The sequence below is a fragment of the Rhodovulum euryhalinum genome (assembly GCF_004342445.1).
In the GTDB taxonomy this organism is placed as follows: domain Bacteria; phylum Pseudomonadota; class Alphaproteobacteria; order Rhodobacterales; family Rhodobacteraceae; genus Rhodovulum; species Rhodovulum euryhalinum.
Genome location: NZ_SLWW01000003.1, coordinates 248,087 through 264,656, shown reverse-complemented (window position 1 = coordinate 264,656; position 16,570 = coordinate 248,087). Strand labels below are relative to the sequence as shown.

The 16,570-nt window shown below is 66.8% G+C and carries 22 protein-coding genes; 14 read left to right on the top strand and 8 right to left on the bottom strand.

Annotated features, from left to right (window positions below):
• Nucleotides 1-7: 7 nt before the first annotated feature.
• The 5 genes from soxZ to EV655_RS05375 form a co-directional block, all read right to left on the bottom strand.
• Nucleotides 8-337: a thiosulfate oxidation carrier complex protein SoxZ gene (soxZ, locus tag EV655_RS05395; RefSeq protein WP_132542604.1), complete on the bottom strand. Its 330-nt coding sequence runs from the start codon at nt 335-337 to the stop codon at nt 8-10.
• A gap of 20 nt (nt 338-357) precedes the next feature.
• Nucleotides 358-777 (bottom strand): thiosulfate oxidation carrier protein SoxY, encoded by a 420-nt coding sequence (soxY, locus tag EV655_RS05390; protein ID WP_132542602.1) that lies wholly within the window; start codon nt 775-777, stop codon nt 358-360.
• A gap of 35 nt (nt 778-812) precedes the next feature.
• Entirely contained in the window at nt 813-1,289 is a 477-nt protein-coding gene (soxX, locus tag EV655_RS05385; RefSeq protein WP_132542600.1) for a sulfur oxidation c-type cytochrome SoxX, read from the bottom strand.
• Between the two features lie 144 nt (nt 1,290-1,433).
• A complete protein-coding gene (locus EV655_RS05380; protein ID WP_132542598.1) occupies nt 1,434-1,997 on the bottom strand; it encodes a thioredoxin family protein in 564 nt (187 codons plus the stop codon).
• Between the two features lie 23 nt (nt 1,998-2,020).
• Nucleotides 2,021-2,758, bottom strand: coding sequence for a cytochrome c biogenesis CcdA family protein (locus EV655_RS05375; protein WP_132542596.1), 738 nt, complete (start codon nt 2,756-2,758; stop codon nt 2,021-2,023).
• A 67-nt stretch (nt 2,759-2,825) separates the two neighbouring features.
• On the opposite strand from EV655_RS05375, the gene EV655_RS05370 reads away from it, so the two are divergent.
• From EV655_RS05370 to EV655_RS05350, 5 genes are read left to right on the top strand one after another with little or no spacing between them, the layout of a single operon-like run.
• Complete coding sequence (locus EV655_RS05370) at nt 2,826-3,224, top strand: thioredoxin family protein (protein WP_132542594.1); 399 nt, start codon at nt 2,826-2,828, stop codon at nt 3,222-3,224.
• Nucleotides 3,221-3,715: a GlcG/HbpS family heme-binding protein gene (locus EV655_RS05365; protein ID WP_132542592.1), complete on the top strand. Its 495-nt coding sequence runs from the start codon at nt 3,221-3,223 to the stop codon at nt 3,713-3,715. Before EV655_RS05370 ends, EV655_RS05365 begins: the two co-directional genes overlap by 4 nt.
• Nucleotides 3,716-3,735: 20 nt before the next feature.
• A complete protein-coding gene (locus EV655_RS05360) occupies nt 3,736-4,125 on the top strand; it encodes an ArsR/SmtB family transcription factor (protein WP_424511300.1) in 390 nt (129 codons plus the stop codon).
• A gap of 43 nt (nt 4,126-4,168) precedes the next feature.
• A complete protein-coding gene (locus EV655_RS05355; RefSeq protein WP_132542590.1) occupies nt 4,169-5,215 on the top strand; it encodes a YeeE/YedE family protein in 1,047 nt (348 codons plus the stop codon).
• A 5-nt stretch (nt 5,216-5,220) separates the two neighbouring features.
• Nucleotides 5,221-5,943, top strand: a complete 723-nt coding sequence (locus EV655_RS05350) for an acetyltransferase domain-containing protein (RefSeq protein WP_132542588.1) — start codon at nt 5,221-5,223, stop codon at nt 5,941-5,943.
• Between the two features lie 5 nt (nt 5,944-5,948).
• Here EV655_RS05350 and EV655_RS05345 read toward each other — a convergent pair whose 3' ends face one another.
• Nucleotides 5,949-6,401 (bottom strand): nucleoside deaminase, encoded by a 453-nt coding sequence (locus tag EV655_RS05345; RefSeq protein ID WP_165905274.1) that lies wholly within the window; start codon nt 6,399-6,401, stop codon nt 5,949-5,951.
• A gap of 75 nt (nt 6,402-6,476) precedes the next feature.
• Between EV655_RS05345 and EV655_RS05340 the strand changes: the two genes are divergently transcribed.
• From EV655_RS05340 to EV655_RS05320, 5 genes are all read left to right on the top strand, one after another.
• On the top strand, nt 6,477-7,280 hold the full coding sequence (locus EV655_RS05340; RefSeq protein WP_132542586.1) for a pseudouridine synthase: 804 nt from the start codon (nt 6,477-6,479) through the stop codon (nt 7,278-7,280).
• A gap of 159 nt (nt 7,281-7,439) precedes the next feature.
• The gene (locus tag EV655_RS05335) at nt 7,440-8,348 is read left to right on the top strand and encodes a 5-bromo-4-chloroindolyl phosphate hydrolysis family protein (protein ID WP_132542584.1); all 909 of its coding nucleotides are present in this window, start codon (nt 7,440-7,442) and stop codon (nt 8,346-8,348) included.
• Between the two features lie 5 nt (nt 8,349-8,353).
• A complete protein-coding gene (locus tag EV655_RS05330; RefSeq protein WP_132542582.1) occupies nt 8,354-9,532 on the top strand; it encodes a toxic anion resistance protein in 1,179 nt (392 codons plus the stop codon).
• A 7-nt stretch (nt 9,533-9,539) separates the two neighbouring features.
• Nucleotides 9,540-10,478 (top strand): DUF2927 domain-containing protein, encoded by a 939-nt coding sequence (locus tag EV655_RS05325; protein WP_132542580.1) that lies wholly within the window; start codon nt 9,540-9,542, stop codon nt 10,476-10,478.
• A gap of 86 nt (nt 10,479-10,564) precedes the next feature.
• Nucleotides 10,565-11,665 carry an SPFH domain-containing protein gene (locus tag EV655_RS05320; protein ID WP_132542578.1) on the top strand — a complete coding sequence of 367 codons (1,101 nt, stop codon included), beginning with the start codon at nt 10,565-10,567 and terminating at the stop codon, nt 11,663-11,665.
• 40 nt (nt 11,666-11,705) lie between these two features.
• On the opposite strand, the gene EV655_RS05315 is transcribed toward EV655_RS05320, so the two are convergent.
• Nucleotides 11,706-12,275, bottom strand: a complete 570-nt coding sequence (locus tag EV655_RS05315) for a DNA-3-methyladenine glycosylase I (RefSeq protein ID WP_132542576.1) — start codon at nt 12,273-12,275, stop codon at nt 11,706-11,708.
• Nucleotides 12,276-12,407: 132 nt separating this feature from the next.
• Here EV655_RS05315 and EV655_RS05310 point away from each other — a divergent pair, with 132 nt between their 5' ends.
• From EV655_RS05310 to yddG, 4 genes are all read left to right on the top strand, one after another.
• Nucleotides 12,408-13,247, top strand: coding sequence for an EAL domain-containing protein (locus EV655_RS05310; RefSeq protein WP_132542574.1), 840 nt, complete (start codon nt 12,408-12,410; stop codon nt 13,245-13,247).
• A 136-nt stretch (nt 13,248-13,383) separates the two neighbouring features.
• Nucleotides 13,384-14,559: an acetyl-CoA C-acetyltransferase gene (locus EV655_RS05305; RefSeq protein ID WP_132542572.1), complete on the top strand. Its 1,176-nt coding sequence runs from the start codon at nt 13,384-13,386 to the stop codon at nt 14,557-14,559.
• A gap of 99 nt (nt 14,560-14,658) precedes the next feature.
• Complete coding sequence (gene phbB / locus EV655_RS05300) at nt 14,659-15,381, top strand: acetoacetyl-CoA reductase (RefSeq protein WP_132542570.1); 723 nt, start codon at nt 14,659-14,661, stop codon at nt 15,379-15,381.
• A gap of 127 nt (nt 15,382-15,508) precedes the next feature.
• Nucleotides 15,509-16,381: an aromatic amino acid exporter YddG gene (yddG, locus tag EV655_RS05295; RefSeq protein ID WP_132542568.1), complete on the top strand. Its 873-nt coding sequence runs from the start codon at nt 15,509-15,511 to the stop codon at nt 16,379-16,381.
• Here yddG and EV655_RS05290 read toward each other — a convergent pair.
• Nucleotides 16,372-16,539, bottom strand: a complete 168-nt coding sequence (locus EV655_RS05290; RefSeq protein WP_132542566.1) for a YdcH family protein — start codon at nt 16,537-16,539, stop codon at nt 16,372-16,374. The two genes, yddG and EV655_RS05290, sit on opposite strands and share 10 nt — an antisense overlap.
• Nucleotides 16,540-16,570: the final 31 nt, after the last annotated feature.

Here is a 16,570-nt window from a genome sequence, read left to right as displayed (position 1 = left end):
CGTCCGCTCAGGCGATGGCGATCGACTGGACGTCCTCGTAGACCGAGCCGTCGTCATCGTACCAGGTGAACTTCATGTCGCCCGCCTCGGGGATGACCGCCGCGAATTCGAAATAGGGGTTGGTCGAGATCGCCGGCGCCAGTTCGACATCGACAACGCTCTGGCCGTTGAACTCGACGGTGAAGCGATTGATGATCGAGCGCGGAATGAGGTTGCCGTCGCTGTCCTTGCGCTGGCCTGACTCCATCTTGTGGCTGATCAGGGTCTTGATGACCACGGATTCGCCCGCTGCCGCCGATTTCGGGGCCTTCACGCGGGGCTTGACACCTTCTGCCATGTCCTTGTCCTCCTGTACGCTCAGCCGCCGCAGCCGCCGATGGTGACTTTCACGGTGTTGGCCGCCTGCACGAAGCTGCCATCGGCCATCTTGGCGATGGCCACGACATCCTGCGTGCCGGCAAGCCGGATCCGCGTCGAGAGGCTCTGGCTGCCCGCCAGCGGGCCGAACTTGACCGAGCAAACGTCCGGCGTCGGGTTGCCCGAGGCCAGCACCAGTATCTCGGTCGCGCCGGGGGCGTTGACTTCGATCGGCACCGTGTTGCCGTTCTCGGCGATCTCGGGGGTGGTCAGGGTGATCCCGCCCGAACCGACCGACGCACCACCGGTGAACGCGGCGATCTTTTCATCCACGGCCGCCTTTGCCATCCGCGCCGGCAGCATCAGCACGGCCACGAAGCCGGCGCTGATCGCGATCGCTCCTCGTCTCGTGAATTCCATGTCTTTCTCCTTTCGAGATGGGCCCTGTCCGGGGCTCAATTCTTAAGCGTCATCAGATAGGCGACCGCATCCTCGATCTGCTGGGCCGTCAGAAGCGGCTTGATCTCGCCCTCGATCGGCTTCGAGGTGAACGCCTCGCCCGGGCGGTTGAACCCCTCGACCTTGTAGAAGGCCGGCATCACCGTCCCCTCGAACACGTTCTTGGGATTGATGAGGATGCCGCGGATCATCGCCTCGGGGTAACGCATGGCCACACCATCGAAGGACGGGCCGACCTCGCCATGGAATGGAATATCCGCCAGATCGGTCGCCGTATGGCAAGCGATGCAGTTCGCGTTGGACCGGCTCGACATCAGCTTGCGGCCTGCCTCGGGGTCACCGGGCGTATCGGTCAGCGGCGCGGGAACGAACCCGTAATCGTCGAATTTCACGTCCGCCGGGGCCACCTCAGCCGCATGGGCCACGGTCAGACCCGCAGCCAGGCAGAGGGCGGTTATTGCCACCTTCTTCATCGTCAAGAATCCTCCCGTGTCTTCTCCCTGGATCGAAAGGTAGCGGATGTGCACCTTCGCATGCAACAACAAATATAATTTTTTGCATACGAGAACTGTTCCAGTATTTCAGGCACTTGATCCGCAAAACCCGTATTCCACATGTCAGTTATCGCCGTCGGCAAGAACCCGCGCGACGTATTTCTGGAAATGCTCGTCGCCCTCGTAGCCCTTTTCCAGCACCCATTGCAGCAACGCCCGCGTCGTCCCCTTTTCGAACGCGCCGGGCATCGTGGCGACGGCCGCTTCGGCCGCGGTGCCGCCCTCGGGCACCTCTTCGGGCATGAACATCAGGGTCGGCGTGAAAAAGACCCCCCAGCGCGCCGCCATCTCCTTTTCGGGCAACACCTTGCCGTCGAAATCGGTGACCTCGACATCCCCGAACAGGTTCATCTGCACGACGAAGTACTTGTCCTTCAGCAGCGCATCGATCCGGGGATCGGGATAGACCTCTGCATGCATCCTGGTGCAGTAGATGCAGCCCCGCTGCTCCCAGATCACCAGCATGCGCTTGCCCTCGGCCCCGGCCTCGGCCAGGTCCTCGCGCATGTCCCTGAAGGTGTCGCGCATCCATTCCGCCTTGTGCAGCCCGTCGTCGCCCAGTTCGGCGGCGGACGCGGGCATGGCGAACGCCAGGACACCGGCAGCCAGAATCGTGGTCAGTCTCATCTTCATCCTCCCTTTCTGCGACCCTAGCCGATTCTCGTGAACCACGGCACGTGGTCGATCATGAATTGTGCGATGTAGCTGATCGAGTTGGTCGCGATCAGCACGGCGAAAAGGATCAGCATCACCCCCATCGCCTTCTCGACATGGCCAAGATACTTGCGGTTTCTCTGCATCCATTTCAGGAACGGCCGCGCAAAGGCCGCCGCAATCACGAAGGGCAGCGTCATCGCCAGCCCGTAGACCAGCAGCAGAAGGGCGCCGCGCCCGATGTCGCCCATGCCCGACGCCACCATCAGGATCGCGGCCAGTGCCGGCCCCACGCAGGGCGTCCAGCCGAACCCGAAGGCAAGCCCCATGAGGTAGGCGCCCAGGATCGTCGTGGGTTCCGCCTTGGATTCGATTCGCGCCTCGCGATAGAGGAAGGGGATGCGCAACACGCCCAGGAAGTGCAGCCCGAACACGAACAGAAGCGCCGCCGCCGCATAGGACAGCTCTTCCCGCCACGCGGCGAACCCCTTGCCCAGGGCCGTCGCCCCCATCCCCAGCAACACGAAGATCGAGGTCACGCCCAGCGCGAAGAAAACCGCCGAAATCACCAGCCTGCGCACGGCGCCGGACGAAATCTGGTCCTCGCCGCGCAGCTCGTTCATCGAGATGCCGGCCATGTAGCAGAGGTAGAAGGGAACGATCGGCAGGATACAGGGCGACAGGAACGACAGGATGCCCGCAAGGGCAGCGCCGCCATAGGAAATCTCCAGCATCGAGGCCCTCCCTTGCCGTGGATGCAAAAACACATTACGATTTTTATATGTAACGGGACCGCCGGAAATGAAACGAATATTTGCCGCATTGCTTTGCGCGGGCCTTTTGGCGGCCGCGCCCATTGGCGTTGCGCGCGCCGAGCTTGTGCTGGCAATGTTCGAACGCGCGGGCTGCTCCTATTGCATCCGGTGGAAAAACGAGATCGGACCGATCTGGCCCAGGACGACCGAGGGAGCGGTCGCGCCGCTGCGCCCGATCGACCTGGATGCGCGGCTGCCCGGGGATATCGTGCTGGACCGCAAGCCGGTCTTTACCCCCACCTTCGTGCTGTTGCGCGACGGAGTGGAAGTGGCGCGGCTCGAAGGCTATCCGGGCGAGGATTTCTTCTGGGGCCTGATCGGGGAAATGCTCAGGAAACAGCCCGAATGGGCGGAACACGGCGAAAAGGGAGGAGCCGAGGGATGACAAGGAACCTGGTTTTCGCGGCGGCGCTGGCGTTGCCCGCAGGCGGGGCGGCCGCGCAGGACGCCTTCGTGGACTACAAGGCACTGAAGCCGGAACTGGCGCTGGCCGCCGCGGTGGCGGCGATGGAGTATTGCCGGGCCGAGGGCTATCAGGTCGGTGTGGCCGTCACGGACCGTTTCGGCGTGATGCAGGCCTTCGTCCGCGACCGCTTTGCCGGCGCCCATGTCGAGGAGACGGCGCGGCGCAAGGCCTGGACGGCGGCGAGCTTTCGCACCAGCACGCTGGAGCTGGCCGAATTGACCGCGCCCGGGACGATGTTCTCGGGCATCCGCGACCTGAACGAGGCGCTGGCGCTCGGCGGCGGCGTGACGATCGAACATGCGGGCTCGATCGTCGGCGCGATCGGTGTCTCGGGCGCGCCCGGGCCCGATCTGGACAATGACTGCGCCAGGCAAGGCATCGCCGCGATCGAGGAGGAGATGGGCTTCTGACGAAGCCCAGGACAGCCGGCATGGCAGCAGACATCGCCCATAGCGACACGCACGATCCCGACGAGGGCGGCATCCAGGCCGAGGACATGGTCCAGCATGCCGAAACCGCGTCGAGCTTTCTCAAGGCGCTCTCGCACGAGGGGCGGCTGATGATCCTGTGCCACCTGACCACTGGCGAGAAATCGGTGACCGAGCTTGAAACGCTGCTGGCCTCGCGCCAGGCCGCGGTCAGCCAGCAACTGGCCCGGCTGCGGCTGGAGGGGCTGGTGAACTACCGGCGCGAGGGCAAGGCGATCTACTATTCGCTGGCCGACGAGCGCGCACGGCGTATTCTTGAACTGATGCACGACATGTTCTGCAACGCACAGAACCCGCCGCCGCGGTTCGCCGGCGGAAAGGAAATCGACTGAGGCCCCGGGCCGCGGGTGCCGCGGCCCGGGCCGGGGAGGACGGATGGACAGCATACCCGTGGGCACCTGGGCGGCGCTGATCGGCCTTGTCACCGGCTGCGTTCTGGGCCTTGCCGCGCGGCTGGGCGAATTCTGCACGCTGGGCGCCATCGAAAGCGCGGTCTATGGCGATGATCACAGGCGGCTGCGGATGTGGGGCGTGGTGCTGGGCACCGGGATCGCGGCCACCTACCTGCTGGCCGCGTCCGGCCAGATCGCCCTCGACAGAACCCCCTACCACGCCATTGCCTGGAACCCGCTGGCCAGCGTGCTGGGCGGGGCGCTGTTCGGCTATGGCATGGCGCTGGCGGGCAATTGCGGCTTTGGCGCTCTGGCGCGGTTCGGCGGCGGCGACCTGCGGTCGCTGGTGGTCGTCGTCGTGATCTCGATCTTCGGCTTCGTCACGCTGTCGGGGCCGCTGTCCCCCCTGCGCGACTGGGCCTTCCCGCAGGAGCCCTCGTCGGGCATGCAGGGTCTGGCGCATCTGGTCGAGGCGACGCTTGGCCTGCCCGCGCTGCTGGTGGCGCTGATGGTGGCCGCTGGGTTCCTTGCCTGGGGGCTGTCGCATGCCCCCCTGCGGGCCGAACCGCGCCGGATCGGCTGGGGCGTCGCGGTGGGGCTGGCCATCGCGGGCGCGCTGTGGGGGATGAGTGTCCTGAACGAGGCGACCCTCGGCGCGGTCGATGTCGAGGGGCACACCTTCACCGCGCCGCTCGGGCGCACGCTGATGTGGCTGATGACCTCGTCGGCGGGCGGGCTTTCGTTCTCGGTCGGCTCGGTGCTGGGCGTCCTGCTTGGCGCCTGGATCGGGTCGTGGCGCAAGGGCAGCTTTCGCTGGGAGGCCTGCGAGGATCCGCGCGAGCTGGGCCGCCAGGTGGGCGGGGCGGCGCTGATGGGGATCGGCGGCGTGGTGGCGATGGGCTGCTCCATCGGACAGGGCGCGACGGCCTTCTCAACGCTGGCCTATTCCGCGCCGGTGACGCTGCTGGCGATCTATGCGGGTGCCTTTCTGGGCCTCAGGCGGCTGATCGCCGGATTCCAGCCCGATTGAGCGGGATGCACGCACCAAAGGGGCGGATTCACGCGGTTGACCTCGCCCGCGGGGTAGCGCTTCTGGGGATGGCGCTCTTTCACTTCGTCTTCGACCTCGAGATGTTCGGCCACCTGGCCACCGGCACCGCGATCTCGGGCGGATGGCGCGTGCTGTCCGTGACGGTGGCCGGGTCGTTCCTGTTCCTTGCGGGCGTCAGCCTGTACCTTGCCCATGGGCAGGGGATCCGCAGGCGGGCGTTCGCCCGGCGCCTCGCGGTGATCGGCGGCGCGGCGGGGATGGTGACGCTGGCCACCTGGGCGGTGTTCCCCGAACGCCTGGTCTATTTCGGCATCCTCCATTCCATCGCGGTGGCCAGCGTGATCGGCCTGGTCTTCCTGCGCCTGCCCGCGGGGCTGACGCTTGGCGCAGCCCTCGCCGTCCTTCTGATGCCCCGCCCGCTTGGCCCCGACTGGCCCTGGCTGGACTGGACGGGCCTGACCGCGACCAACCGGCCCAGCGTCGATTTCGAGCCGGTCTTCCCCTGGCTCGCCCCCTTTCTTGCCGGGCTCGCCCTGGCGCGAATCGCGGCGCGCGCGGGCCTGTGGGACAGGATGCGCAGCACCGTTTCCCCTGCGCCGTCGATGCGCGCGCTGACCTGGCCGGGGCGCCACAGCCTGGCGGTCTACCTGCTGCACCAGCCGGTGCTGATCGGGCTGGTCTGGGCGGGGACGGCGCTGCTGCGCTAGCGGCCTCAGCGCCGGTCGGCAAAGAACACCTTCAACAGCCGCTCGGCCTCGGCCGCGCTGATGCCGTCATAGACCTCGGGGACATGGTGGCTTTGCGGGTGGTCGAACACGCGGGGCCCATGCGCCACGCCGCCCGATTTCGGGTCCGCCGCCCCGTAGTAGAGCCGCGCGATCCGGGCCTGGCTGATCGCCGAGGCGCACATCGGGCAGGGTTCCAGCGTCACGTAAAGGTCATGGCCCGGCAGCCGTTCCGACCCGGCCGCCGCGCAGGCGGCGCGCAACGCCAGAATCTCGGCATGTGCCGTCGGATCGCACAACTCGCGCGTCCGGTTGCCGGCCCGCGCCACGACCCGGCCCTCGGGCGAAACGACCACCGCGCCAACCGGCACCTCGCCGCGGAGCGCGGCGGCGCGGGCCTCGTCCAGGGCGGTGTCCATATGGCTGCGAAACGGACTCATGCCCCCTCATGGCCCAGCCCCCCTGCCCCGCGCAAGCCGCTTTCCCACCGGCCGAATCCCGCGTAAACGGGGCGCATGGAACAGAACACCCCAGAGGGCGAGCGGATCGCCAAGGTGCTGGCCCGCGCCGGCGTCGCCTCGCGCCGCGAGGCCGAGCGGATGATCGAGGCCGGCCGCGTCGCCGTGAACGGGCGCATCATCGACAGCCCCGCGCTGAACGTCACGCCCAAGGACCGGATCGAGGTCGACGGCACCCCGCTGGCAGAGGCCGAGCCGCCGCGGCTGTGGCTTTACCACAAGCCCAGCGGGCTGGTGACCAGTGCCAAAGACGAAAAGGGCCGCGAGACGGTATTCGACAAGCTGCCCGAGGACATGCCGCGGGTGATGTCCATCGGCCGGCTCGACATCAACTCCGAGGGGCTCTTGCTGCTCACCAATGATGGCGAGATCAAGCGGCGGCTGGAACTGCCTTCGACCGGCTGGCTTCGGAAATACCGCGTCCGGGTCAAGGGCGCGCCCAGCGACGAGGCGCTTGCCCCCCTGCGCCGGGGCATCACCATCGAGGGCGAACGGTTCCTGCCGATGGAAGTGACGCTCGATCGCCAGCAGGGGGCGAATGCCTGGCTGACGGTCGGCATCCGCGAGGGCAAGAACCGCGAGGTTCGCCGCGCGATGGAGGCGGTGGGACTGGCCGTCAACCGGCTGATCCGCGTCAGTTACGGACCGTTCCGGCTGGGCGAGCTCAAGGCCGGCGAGGTCGAGGAGGTGCGCGGCCGCGTGCTGCGCGACCAGCTCGGGCTCGACCGCGAGGGCCGCCCGGCGGCGCCGCCGCGCCCCAAGCGCGTCCCGCGCGGCCGCACCCCGCCCAAGGGGCGCTGACGTCATCGACGGGCTTGCTTTTCACCGCTCCGTCGCATCCCATGTATACGGCGGAAACCGAGACAAGAGAGGGTCCATGTCCGAGTCTGGCCTTCAGAAACTGGCGTTCTTCCTGCTGGTCGCGCTGGTCCTCTATGTCTCGTTCATGGGGGGCGCGTGATGGCCCAGCGCTATGGCGGGAAATTCAGCCCCGACCCACGCCCCGGGGACGCGCCCGCCCCCCGGCACCCGTTCCACGACAAGCGCGCATCGCGCGCGGGCGGGCGGGCAAACGTGATGTTCTTCGCGCCGCTGCCGCTGGTGCCGCGCGCCTTCTTTTCGGACCCGACCGGGCTTGCGCTGACGCTGACAGCGTTCGGCGTCCTGATCCTTGCGGCATGGCTGACGCGCGAGGGGCTGAAGGCCGAGGATGCCTGGGCCGCACGCAAGATCGCCCGCCGACCCGCCATCCCGCGCAAGATATTCGGCTCGGCACTGACCGGCGCGGGCCTGTTCCTGGCCGGCATGTCGCCCGAGGCGGGGTTCCTGCCGCCCGCCATCCTTGCCGTGCTCGGCATCGTGCTGCACAGCGCGGCCTTCGGAACCGACCCGATGAAGGACAAGGGGATGGAAGGTGTCGACACCTTCCAGCAGGATCGCGTGGCCCGTGTCATCGTCGAGGCGGAAAAGCATCTCAAGACCATGGCCGATGCGATCCGCCGGGCGGGCGACCGCCCGCTGGAGGCCCATGTCGAACGGTTCCAGTCCACCGTGCGCGAAATGTTCCGCACCGTCGAGGACGACCCCCGCGACCTGACGGCCGCGCGCAAGTATCTGGTCGTCTACCTGCTGGGCGCGCGCGATGCGACGGTCAAGTTCGCCGAACTCTACGGCCGCACCCGCGACGCCAAGGCACGGGCGGATTACGAGACCCTGCTGTCCGATCTCGAACAGAATTTCTCGGCGAGAACCCGCGCATTGCTGCTGGACGACCGCGCCGATCTGGAAGTGGAAATTGAAGTGCTGCGCGACAGGCTGCAGCGTGAAGGCGTGCGCCCCGACCCGGCCGCACCAAATTCGGGAGATTAATTGCCATGTCCGATACCGTTCGCCAGAAGGCTCAGGCCACGCTGACAGAGGTGGAACAACTGACCGCCGTGATCCTGCCCGAACCCGTGGGCGAGATCGTGCCGCTGGAGGCTGCCGACGACAAGCAGGCGCTCGGCATCCGCACCCGGATGGACGAGATCGACATGGGCGACACCAATTCGATCATCTCCTTCGGGTCGTCCGCGCAGGCGGAACTGCAGCAGATCAGCCAAGCGATGCTGGCCGATGTGCGCAACAAGGACGTGGGTCCCGCGGGCGATAACCTGCGCCAGATCGTCACCACGATCCGTGGCTTTTCGGTTTCGGAACTGGACGTGCGGCGCGAACGCAGCTGGTGGGAAAAGCTGCTGGGCCGCGCGGCGCCCTTTGCCAATTTCGTGGCGCGGTTCGAAACGGTTCAGGCACAGATCGACAAGATCACCGACAACCTGCTGACCCACGAGCACACGCTGCTCAAGGACATCAAGTCGCTGGACAAGCTGTATGAAAAGACGCTGACCTTCTACGACGAACTTGCGCTCTATATCGCCGCGGGCGAGGCCAAGTTGCGCGAACTGGACGGGAAGGACATCCCGGCGCTCGAGGCAGCGGTGGGCGCCGCACCCGAGAACGATCAAGTGATCAAGGCGCAGGAACTGCGCGACCTGCGCGCCGCACGCGACGATCTGGAACGCCGTGTCCACGACCTGAAACTGACCCGCCAGGTCACGATGCAGTCGCTGCCCTCGATCCGGCTGGTTCAGGAGAACGACAAGTCGCTGGTCACCAAGATCAACTCGACACTCGTCAACACCGTGCCGCTTTGGGAAACCCAGCTTGCCCAGGCAGTGACGATCCAGCGCTCGAAGGAGGCCGCACAGGCGGTGCGCGAAGCCACTGATCTGACCAATGAACTGCTGACGGCCAATGCCGAGAACCTGCGGGCGGCGAACAAGATCGTCCGCCAGGAGATGGAGCGCGGCGTGTTCGATATCGAGGCCGTCAAGAAGGCCAATGCCGAACTCATCGCAACCATCCAGGAAAGCCTGTCCATCGCCGACGAGGGCAAGGCGCGCCGTGCCGCCGCCGAGGAAGACCTGAAGAAGATGGAGGCCGAGCTGCGCGACACGCTCGCCTCTGCCAAGTCCCGCGCCGAGGGTGCGGGCGCAGTTCCGGGGGTCTGAAACGTCCGTGACCGCCCGTCTTCGCGCCTTGGTTCTACCGGGTCTTGTTCTCAGCGCGCTGGCGGGCTGCCAGGTCGCGCCGCAGGGCCCCGCCACCCGGCCCGTGCCGCGGCCGGAGGCCGCGACGCCCCTGCCCTCGCCCGAGAGCGCGGCGATTGCCCGCCATTTTGCCCGGGTCGAGGCCGACCTCGCGTCGCGCGGGCTCTTGCGTACCGATGGCGACGCCGCCGACGTGACGTTCTCGCGCCGGGCGCTGGTCGAGAATTTCGTCAAGATCGCGCTTTACGATGAATACGTGACGCGGTCGGGCCAGCTCGTCGCGCGCGAAACGCCGAGCCGGCTGCGCCGCTGGGAGCAGCCGATCCGGCTGGGGCTGGTGTTCGGCGACACGGTGCCCGAGGCGCAGCGGGCACGCGACCGCGCCGAAGTGTCGGCCTATTCGCGGCGGCTGTCGGGGCTGGCCCGGCTGCCGATCCGCATCGTCGACCCAGGCCAGGCAAACTTCCAGGTGCTGATCCTGAACGAGGACGACCGGCGCACGATCGGCCCGCGGCTGCGCGCGCTGGTGCCGGGCATCGACGCCACCGCGATCAACACGATCGAGACGATCCCGCGATCGACCTTCTGTCTGGTGCTGGCCTTCTCACGCGGGGACTCCAGCGTCTATTCCCGGGCGGTCGCGGTGATCCGGGCCGAGCATCCCGAACGCCTGCGCCAGTCCTGCATCCACGAGGAACTGGCACAAGGCATGGGGCTGGCCAATGACAGCCCCGCGGCGCGGCCCTCGATCTTCAACGATGACGAGGAATTCGCCCTCCTCACCCGCCATGACGCGCTCTTGCTGAAGATCCTCTATGATCGCCGCCTGCGCCCGGGAATGACCGAAGCCGAGGCACGGCCGATCGTCGAGACGATCGCGGCCGAACTGATGGGGGGCGAAAGCTGACGGCGCGGTCGCGCGGCACCTTCCGCGTGGTCTGACCGGCAGGCACAGGCTATACTTGGTGGCACGCGATCCAGAGGAACCGACCCATGGGCATTTTCGACTTCCTGTCCGGCGAATTCATCGACGTCATCCACTGGACCGACGACACCCGCGACACGATGGTCTGGCGGTTCGAGCGCGAGGGCCACGAGATCAAGTACGGCGCCAAGCTGACCGTGCGCGAGGGCCAGGCCGCCGTCTTCGTCCACGAGGGGCAGTTGGCCGACGTGTTCACCCCCGGCCTCTACATGCTGGAAACCAACAACATGCCGGTGCTGACCACGCTCCAGCACTGGGACCACGGCTTCCGCTCGCCCTTCAAGTCGGAAATCTACTTCGTCAACACGACGCGGTTCACCGATCTGAAATGGGGCACCAAGAACCCGGTAATGCTGCGCGACCCGGAATTCGGGCCGCTGCGTCTGCGCGCCTTCGGCACCTTTGCGATCCGGGTGACGGACCCCGCGAAGTTCCTGGTCGAGATCGTGGGCACGGATGGCGAATTCACCCGCGACGAGATCGCGTTCCAGATCCGCAACATCATCGTGCAGGAATTCAGCCGGGTGATCGCGCGCTCGGGTATTCCGGTTCTGGACATGGCCGCGAATACCGACGATCTGGGCAAGCTTGTCGCGACCGAGGTATCGAAGGCGCTGGCGGCCTACGGGCTGACCATGCCCGAATTCTACATCGAGAACATCTCGCTGCCCCCCGCCGTTGAAAAGGCGCTCGACAAGCGGACCTCGATGGGGATCGTGGGCGATCTGGGCCGGTTCACCCAGTATTCGGCGGCCGAGGCGATGACCGAGGCGGCGCAGAATCCGGCGGGCGGCGGCATGGCCGCCGGTCTGGGTGCCGGCATGGGCATGGCGATGGGGGCGCAGATGGCACAGCCCGGCCCCTGGGGGGCCGCCCCTGCCGCGCCGCCCCCGCCACCCGTCGAGCATGTCTGGCACATCGCCGAAAAGGGCGAGACCCGCGGGCCGTTCTCCAGGGCCGATCTCGGCCGGATGGCCGCCGACGGGACGCTGCGGCGCGAAACCTTCGTCTGGACCGCAGGCCAGGACGGCTGGAAACGCGCCGAAGAGGTGACCGAACTCGCCCAGCTCTTCACCGTCGCCCCGCCCCCGCCACCGCCCGAATCCTGACGGGTGCCCCCCTTGGTCCGGGTCGCCGCGAGGTGAGGCCCTAGGCCAGCGCCGCGACTTCCGCGTGACGCGGGCACGCCACAAGGTGATCGTTGACCATTCCCACAGCCTGCATGAAGGCATATGTGATCGTCGGACCGCAGAACCGGAACCCCTCGGCCCGCAGATCCCTGGATATCCGGAGCGACAACGGCGTCTCTGCGGGAACATCCTTCAGCGTGGCAAACCGGTTCTGCAGCGGCCGTCCATCGACGTAGCGCCACAGAAAGGCCGAAAACCCCTCGCCCGCCTCGATCCGCTGCCAGGCCCGGGCATTGCCGATAGCCGCCTCGATCTTGCCCCGGTGACGCACGATCCCCGGGTCGGACAAGAGCCGCGCAACCTCGGGGTCGCCCCACCCCGCGATCACCCCCGGATCGAACCCCGCAAAGGCCGCGCGAAACGCTTCGCGCTTCTTCAGGATGGTGATCCAGGCCAGCCCCGCCTGGAACCCGTCGAGAATCAGCTTCTCGAACAGCGCCCGGCCGTCACGCTCGGGAACGCCCCACTCGGTGTCATGGTACGTTACGTAAAGCGGGTCCGTCCCGCACCAGCCACACCGCCCGTCCATCAGGATCTCCGTTTTCCGCCAGTTACTTGAGTGTCTCGCTACAGGTTACGAAAAATTGGAACCAAATACGAACATTCATTCGCCCTTAACGGCTTTTGCAGCAATTGGATCGTGTCGCAGCGGAGGGACAGCATGCCGAGCGCAAAAATCGACCCCAGCATCATCGTGGAACCGGGACAGGACAGCCCGCTCTCTGCGGCCATCTCGCAGCGGGACCGGAACATCATCGAAACGGTCCACAATGCGCTGAAGCGGCGCGATGTCCTGCTGGCCTTCCAGCCGGTGGTGCAGGCCGTCGAGCACGGCCAGGTCGCCTTTTACGAGGGGCTCATCCGCATCCTGGACCATACCGGACGGGTGATCCCCGCGCGCGAGTTCATCGAGACCGTCGAAACGACCGAGCTTGGCCGGGTGATCGACTGCCTTTCCCTGGAAATGGGGCTGGTCGCGCTGGCCGAGGCGCCCGACCTGCGCCTGTCGATCAACATGTCGGCCCGTTCGATCGGCTATCCCCGCTGGAAGAAGACGCTGGAGGACGGGCTTGCCCGGAATGCGACGTTGGCCGAGCGGCTGATCCTCGAGATCACCGAAAGCTCGGCCATGGTCATGCCCGACCTCGTCTCGGTCTTCATGCGCGAATTGCAGGCCAAGGGCATCGCCTTCGCACTGGACGATTTCGGCGCGGGCTACACCGCCTTCCGCTATCTGCGCGAGTTCTATTTCGACATCCTCAAGATCGACGGCCAGTTCATCCGCGGCATCGCCGACAGTCCTGACAACCAGGTTCTGGCCTCGGCGCTGATCGCCATCGCGCAGCATTTCGACATGTTCACCGTGGCCGAGAACGTGGAAACCGCGCGCGACGCAGCCTGGCTTGCCGCCGCCGGGGTCGACTGCATGCAGGGCTTCGCCTTCGGTGCGCCCTCGCTCGTGCCGCCGTGGCGCGAGGGGCGGGAAAAGCGCCGCGCCTGACCACCCCGCTGCGCCGCAGCAAGAACGGCAACCCCTTGCCATTGCGGCATCCCCTGTCGGTTATGGGGGGTGCCGTTCTGCATCCGCATCCCCTATAGTGCGCGGCGAACCATCCCAGGGGAGAAGGACCCATTCCATGACCAATGTCGTCATCGTCTCGGCCGCGCGCACGCCGGTCGGCAGTTTCAACGGAGCTTTCGCAACGGTGCCGGCCCACGAGCTTGGCCGCATCATGCTGGAAGCGCTGGTCGCGCGCGCCGGAATCGACAAGGCGGAGGTCTCCGAAACCATTCTCGGCCAGGTGCTGACCGCCGGACAGGGCCAGAACCCCGCCCGCCAGGCCCATATCAAGGCTGGACTCCCCATCGAATCGGCGGCCTGGTCGATCAATCAGGTCTGCGGCTCGGGCCTGCGTGCCGTGGCGCTGGCCGCCCAGCACATCCAGCTGGGCGATGCCGCGATCGTCGCCGCCGGCGGGCAGGAGAACATGAGCCTTTCCCCCCACGTCGCCCACCTGCGCGCGGGCCACAAGATGGGCGACATGAGCTTCATCGACTCGATGATCAAGGACGGGCTGTGGGACGCCTTCAACGGCTATCACATGGGCCAGACCGCCGAGAACGTGGCGCAGCAATGGCAGATCAGCCGCGACATGCAGGATGAATTCGCGCTGGCCAGCCAGAACAAGGCCGAGGCCGCCCAGAAGGCCGGAAAGTTCAAGGACGAGATCGTGCCGGTGACCGTGTCCAGCCGCAAGGGCGACACGATCGTCGAGAACGACGAATACATCCGCCACGGCGCGACGCTGGAAAGCATGCAGAAGCTGCGCCCCGCCTTCACCAAGGACGGCAGCGTGACCGCCGGTAATGCAAGCGGCATCAATGACGGCGCAGCGGGCGTCCTGGTCATGTCGGCAGAAGAGGCCGAACGCCGCGGCCTTCAACCGCTCGCGCGGATCGCCTCCTACGCCACCGCCGGGCTTGACCCCTCGATCATGGGCGTGGGCCCGATCCATGCCAGCCGCAAGGCGCTGGAAAAGGCGGGCTGGAAACCCGAGGATCTCGACCTGGTCGAGGCCAACGAGGCCTTCGCCGCCCAGGCCTGCGCGGTGAACAAGGACATGGGCTGGAACCCCGAGGTCGTGAATGTGAACGGCGGCGCCATTGCCATCGGTCACCCGATCGGCGCCTCGGGCGCGCGCATCCTCAACACGCTGCTGTTCGAGATGCAGCGCCGCGGTGCGAAGAAGGGCCTCGCAACGCTCTGCATCGGCGGTGGCATGGGCGTGGCCATGTGCCTCGAGCGCCCGTAATCGCAATCGCGGAAAATCGGGTGCGCAATATTGTTGCGCACCCTTTCTTTCTTCCGTAACAACATTGCCGACGCAAACAGACCCCATCCTGGAGGAATCATGGCAAGAGTTGCACTCGTCACCGGCGGCAGCCGCGGCATCGGCGCGGCGATCTCGAAGGCGCTCAAGGCGGCGGGCTATACCGTCGCGGCGAACTATGCCGGCAACGACGACGCCGCGAAGAAATTCACCGACGAGACCGGCATCAAGACCTACAAGTGGTCGGTCGCCGACTACGACGCCTGCGCGGCGGGCGCCCAGCAGGTCGAGGCCGACCTTGGCCCCATCGACGTGGTGGTGGCCAACGCGGGCATCACCCGCGACGCGCCGTTCCACAAGATGACCCGCGACCAGTGGCAGGAGGTTATCGACACCAACCTGACCGGCGTGTTCAACACCGTCCACCCGATCTGGCCTGGCATGCGCGAGCGCAAGTTCGGCCGGGTGATCGTGATTTCCTCGATCAACGGGCAGAAGGGCCAGTTCGGCCAGGTGAACTATGCCGCGACCAAGGCGGGCGATCTGGGCATCGTCAAGTCGCTGGCCCAGGAAGGCGCACGCTTCGGCATCACCGCCAACGCGATCTGCCCGGGCTACATCGCCACCGAGATGGTGATGGCGGTTCCTGAAAAGGTGCGCGAGTCGATCATCGCCCAGATCCCGACCGGCCGCCTGGGCGAACCCGAAGAGATCGCCCGCTGCGTGGCCTTCCTCGCCGCGGACGAGGCCGCGTTCCTGAACGGCTCGACCATCTCGGCCAACGGCGCGCAGTTCTTCGTCTGATCCCGGGACACCAAAGAGGCAGGGGGCGGCCCGGCCGGGCCGCCCCTTTTCCGTGCCCGCGTACCACAAGAAAGCGGCGCGCAAATCGCTCTGGGCAGAGCGGCGCGGCCAGTCTAGAGGTGGCGACATGTCCCGCGCCCGCGCCACATCCATCGGATTTCTCGCCGTCCTGCTCTGGGCGCTTCTGGCGCTGTTCACGGTGGGCTCGGCCCCGGTACCGCCCCTGCAACTGAACGCGATCTGTTTCGCGATCGGCGGGGCGATCGGGCTGCTATGGGTAGCGGCGACCGGCGAGGCACGGATGCTCATGCGCGTCCCGCTGCGGGTCTATGCCTTCGGCACGGCGGGTCTGTTCGGGTATCATGCGCTCTATTTCTCGGCACTCCGACTGGCGCCCGCGGCCGAGGCGGGTCTCATCGCCTATCTCTGGCCGCTGTTGATCGTGCTGTTCTCGGGGCTCTTGCCGGGCGAGCGGTTGCGCGCGGGCCATGTGATCGGCGCGCTGGCGGGTTTTGCCGGGGCCGCACTGATCGTGGCGCGGGGGGCAGTCGGGTTCGACGGCACGGCGCTGCCGGGTTATGGCCTTGCGCTGCTGTGCGCGCTGACCTGGTCAAGCTATTCGGTGCTGTCGCGTCGGCTGGGCGCCATCCCGACGGCCAGCGTGGCGGTGTTCTGCCTGGCCACCGCGGCGATGTCGCTACCGCTGCACCTTGCGCTGGAAGAGACGGTCTGGCCCATCGGCACCGCCGGCTGGTTCAACGTTCTGGCGCTCGGGCTCGGGCCTGTCGGGCTTGCGTTCTATGTGTGGGATATCGGTGTAAAGCGGGGCGACATCCAGATGCTGGGGGTTGCCAGCTATGCCGCACCGCTTCTCTCGACGCTCGCGCTGGTGGCCGCGGGGATTGCCACCCCTACACCAACCCTTGCCGCCGCTGCTGTTCTGATCACCGGCGGGGCGGCGCTGGCCGCGCGGGCCAGCGCACGGCTGCCTCAGACCTGAGACAGGCGTTCGATCTGTTCCTTCAGTTTGAGCTTCTGCTTCTTGAGTTCAGCGACTTGAAGACCATCCATTGCGGGCGTTCGCTGCGCCTCTTCGACCTGTTGCGAAAGCGCCTGATGCTTCCGGCGGAGTTCCTGCAGATGCGAACCCAGATTCATGGTCGATGATCCTTTCCTCGTGTCATCCAAC

Excerpts from the sequence above, each read along its gene's own strand:
- soxZ (WP_132542604.1), bottom strand. The coding sequence starts at position 337 with ATGGCAGAAGGTGTCAAGCCCCGCGTGAAGGCCCCGAAATCGGCGGCA.
- soxY (WP_132542602.1), bottom strand. The coding sequence starts at position 777 with ATGGAATTCACGAGACGAGGAGCGATCGCGATCAGCGCCGGCTTCGTG.
- soxX (WP_132542600.1), bottom strand. The coding sequence starts at position 1,289 with ATGAAGAAGGTGGCAATAACCGCCCTCTGCCTGGCTGCGGGTCTGACC.
- EV655_RS05380 (WP_132542598.1), bottom strand. The coding sequence starts at position 1,997 with ATGAGACTGACCACGATTCTGGCTGCCGGTGTCCTGGCGTTCGCCATG.
- EV655_RS05375 (WP_132542596.1), bottom strand. The coding sequence starts at position 2,758 with ATGCTGGAGATTTCCTATGGCGGCGCTGCCCTTGCGGGCATCCTGTCG.
- EV655_RS05370 (WP_132542594.1), top strand. The coding sequence starts at position 2,826 with ATGAAACGAATATTTGCCGCATTGCTTTGCGCGGGCCTTTTGGCGGCC.
- EV655_RS05365 (WP_132542592.1), top strand. The coding sequence starts at position 3,221 with ATGACAAGGAACCTGGTTTTCGCGGCGGCGCTGGCGTTGCCCGCAGGC.
- EV655_RS05360 (WP_424511300.1), top strand. The coding sequence starts at position 3,736 with ATGGCAGCAGACATCGCCCATAGCGACACGCACGATCCCGACGAGGGC.
- EV655_RS05355 (WP_132542590.1), top strand. The coding sequence starts at position 4,169 with ATGGACAGCATACCCGTGGGCACCTGGGCGGCGCTGATCGGCCTTGTC.
- EV655_RS05350 (WP_132542588.1), top strand. The coding sequence starts at position 5,221 with ATGCACGCACCAAAGGGGCGGATTCACGCGGTTGACCTCGCCCGCGGG.
- EV655_RS05345 (WP_165905274.1), bottom strand. The coding sequence starts at position 6,401 with ATGAGTCCGTTTCGCAGCCATATGGACACCGCCCTGGACGAGGCCCGC.
- EV655_RS05340 (WP_132542586.1), top strand. The coding sequence starts at position 6,477 with ATGGAACAGAACACCCCAGAGGGCGAGCGGATCGCCAAGGTGCTGGCC.
- EV655_RS05335 (WP_132542584.1), top strand. The coding sequence starts at position 7,440 with ATGGCCCAGCGCTATGGCGGGAAATTCAGCCCCGACCCACGCCCCGGG.
- EV655_RS05330 (WP_132542582.1), top strand. The coding sequence starts at position 8,354 with ATGTCCGATACCGTTCGCCAGAAGGCTCAGGCCACGCTGACAGAGGTG.
- EV655_RS05320 (WP_132542578.1), top strand. The coding sequence starts at position 10,565 with ATGGGCATTTTCGACTTCCTGTCCGGCGAATTCATCGACGTCATCCAC.
- EV655_RS05315 (WP_132542576.1), bottom strand. The coding sequence starts at position 12,275 with ATGGACGGGCGGTGTGGCTGGTGCGGGACGGACCCGCTTTACGTAACG.
- EV655_RS05310 (WP_132542574.1), top strand. The coding sequence starts at position 12,408 with ATGCCGAGCGCAAAAATCGACCCCAGCATCATCGTGGAACCGGGACAG.
- EV655_RS05305 (WP_132542572.1), top strand. The coding sequence starts at position 13,384 with ATGACCAATGTCGTCATCGTCTCGGCCGCGCGCACGCCGGTCGGCAGT.
- phbB (WP_132542570.1), top strand. The coding sequence starts at position 14,659 with ATGGCAAGAGTTGCACTCGTCACCGGCGGCAGCCGCGGCATCGGCGCG.
- yddG (WP_132542568.1), top strand. The coding sequence starts at position 15,509 with ATGTCCCGCGCCCGCGCCACATCCATCGGATTTCTCGCCGTCCTGCTC.
- EV655_RS05290 (WP_132542566.1), bottom strand. The coding sequence starts at position 16,539 with ATGAATCTGGGTTCGCATCTGCAGGAACTCCGCCGGAAGCATCAGGCG.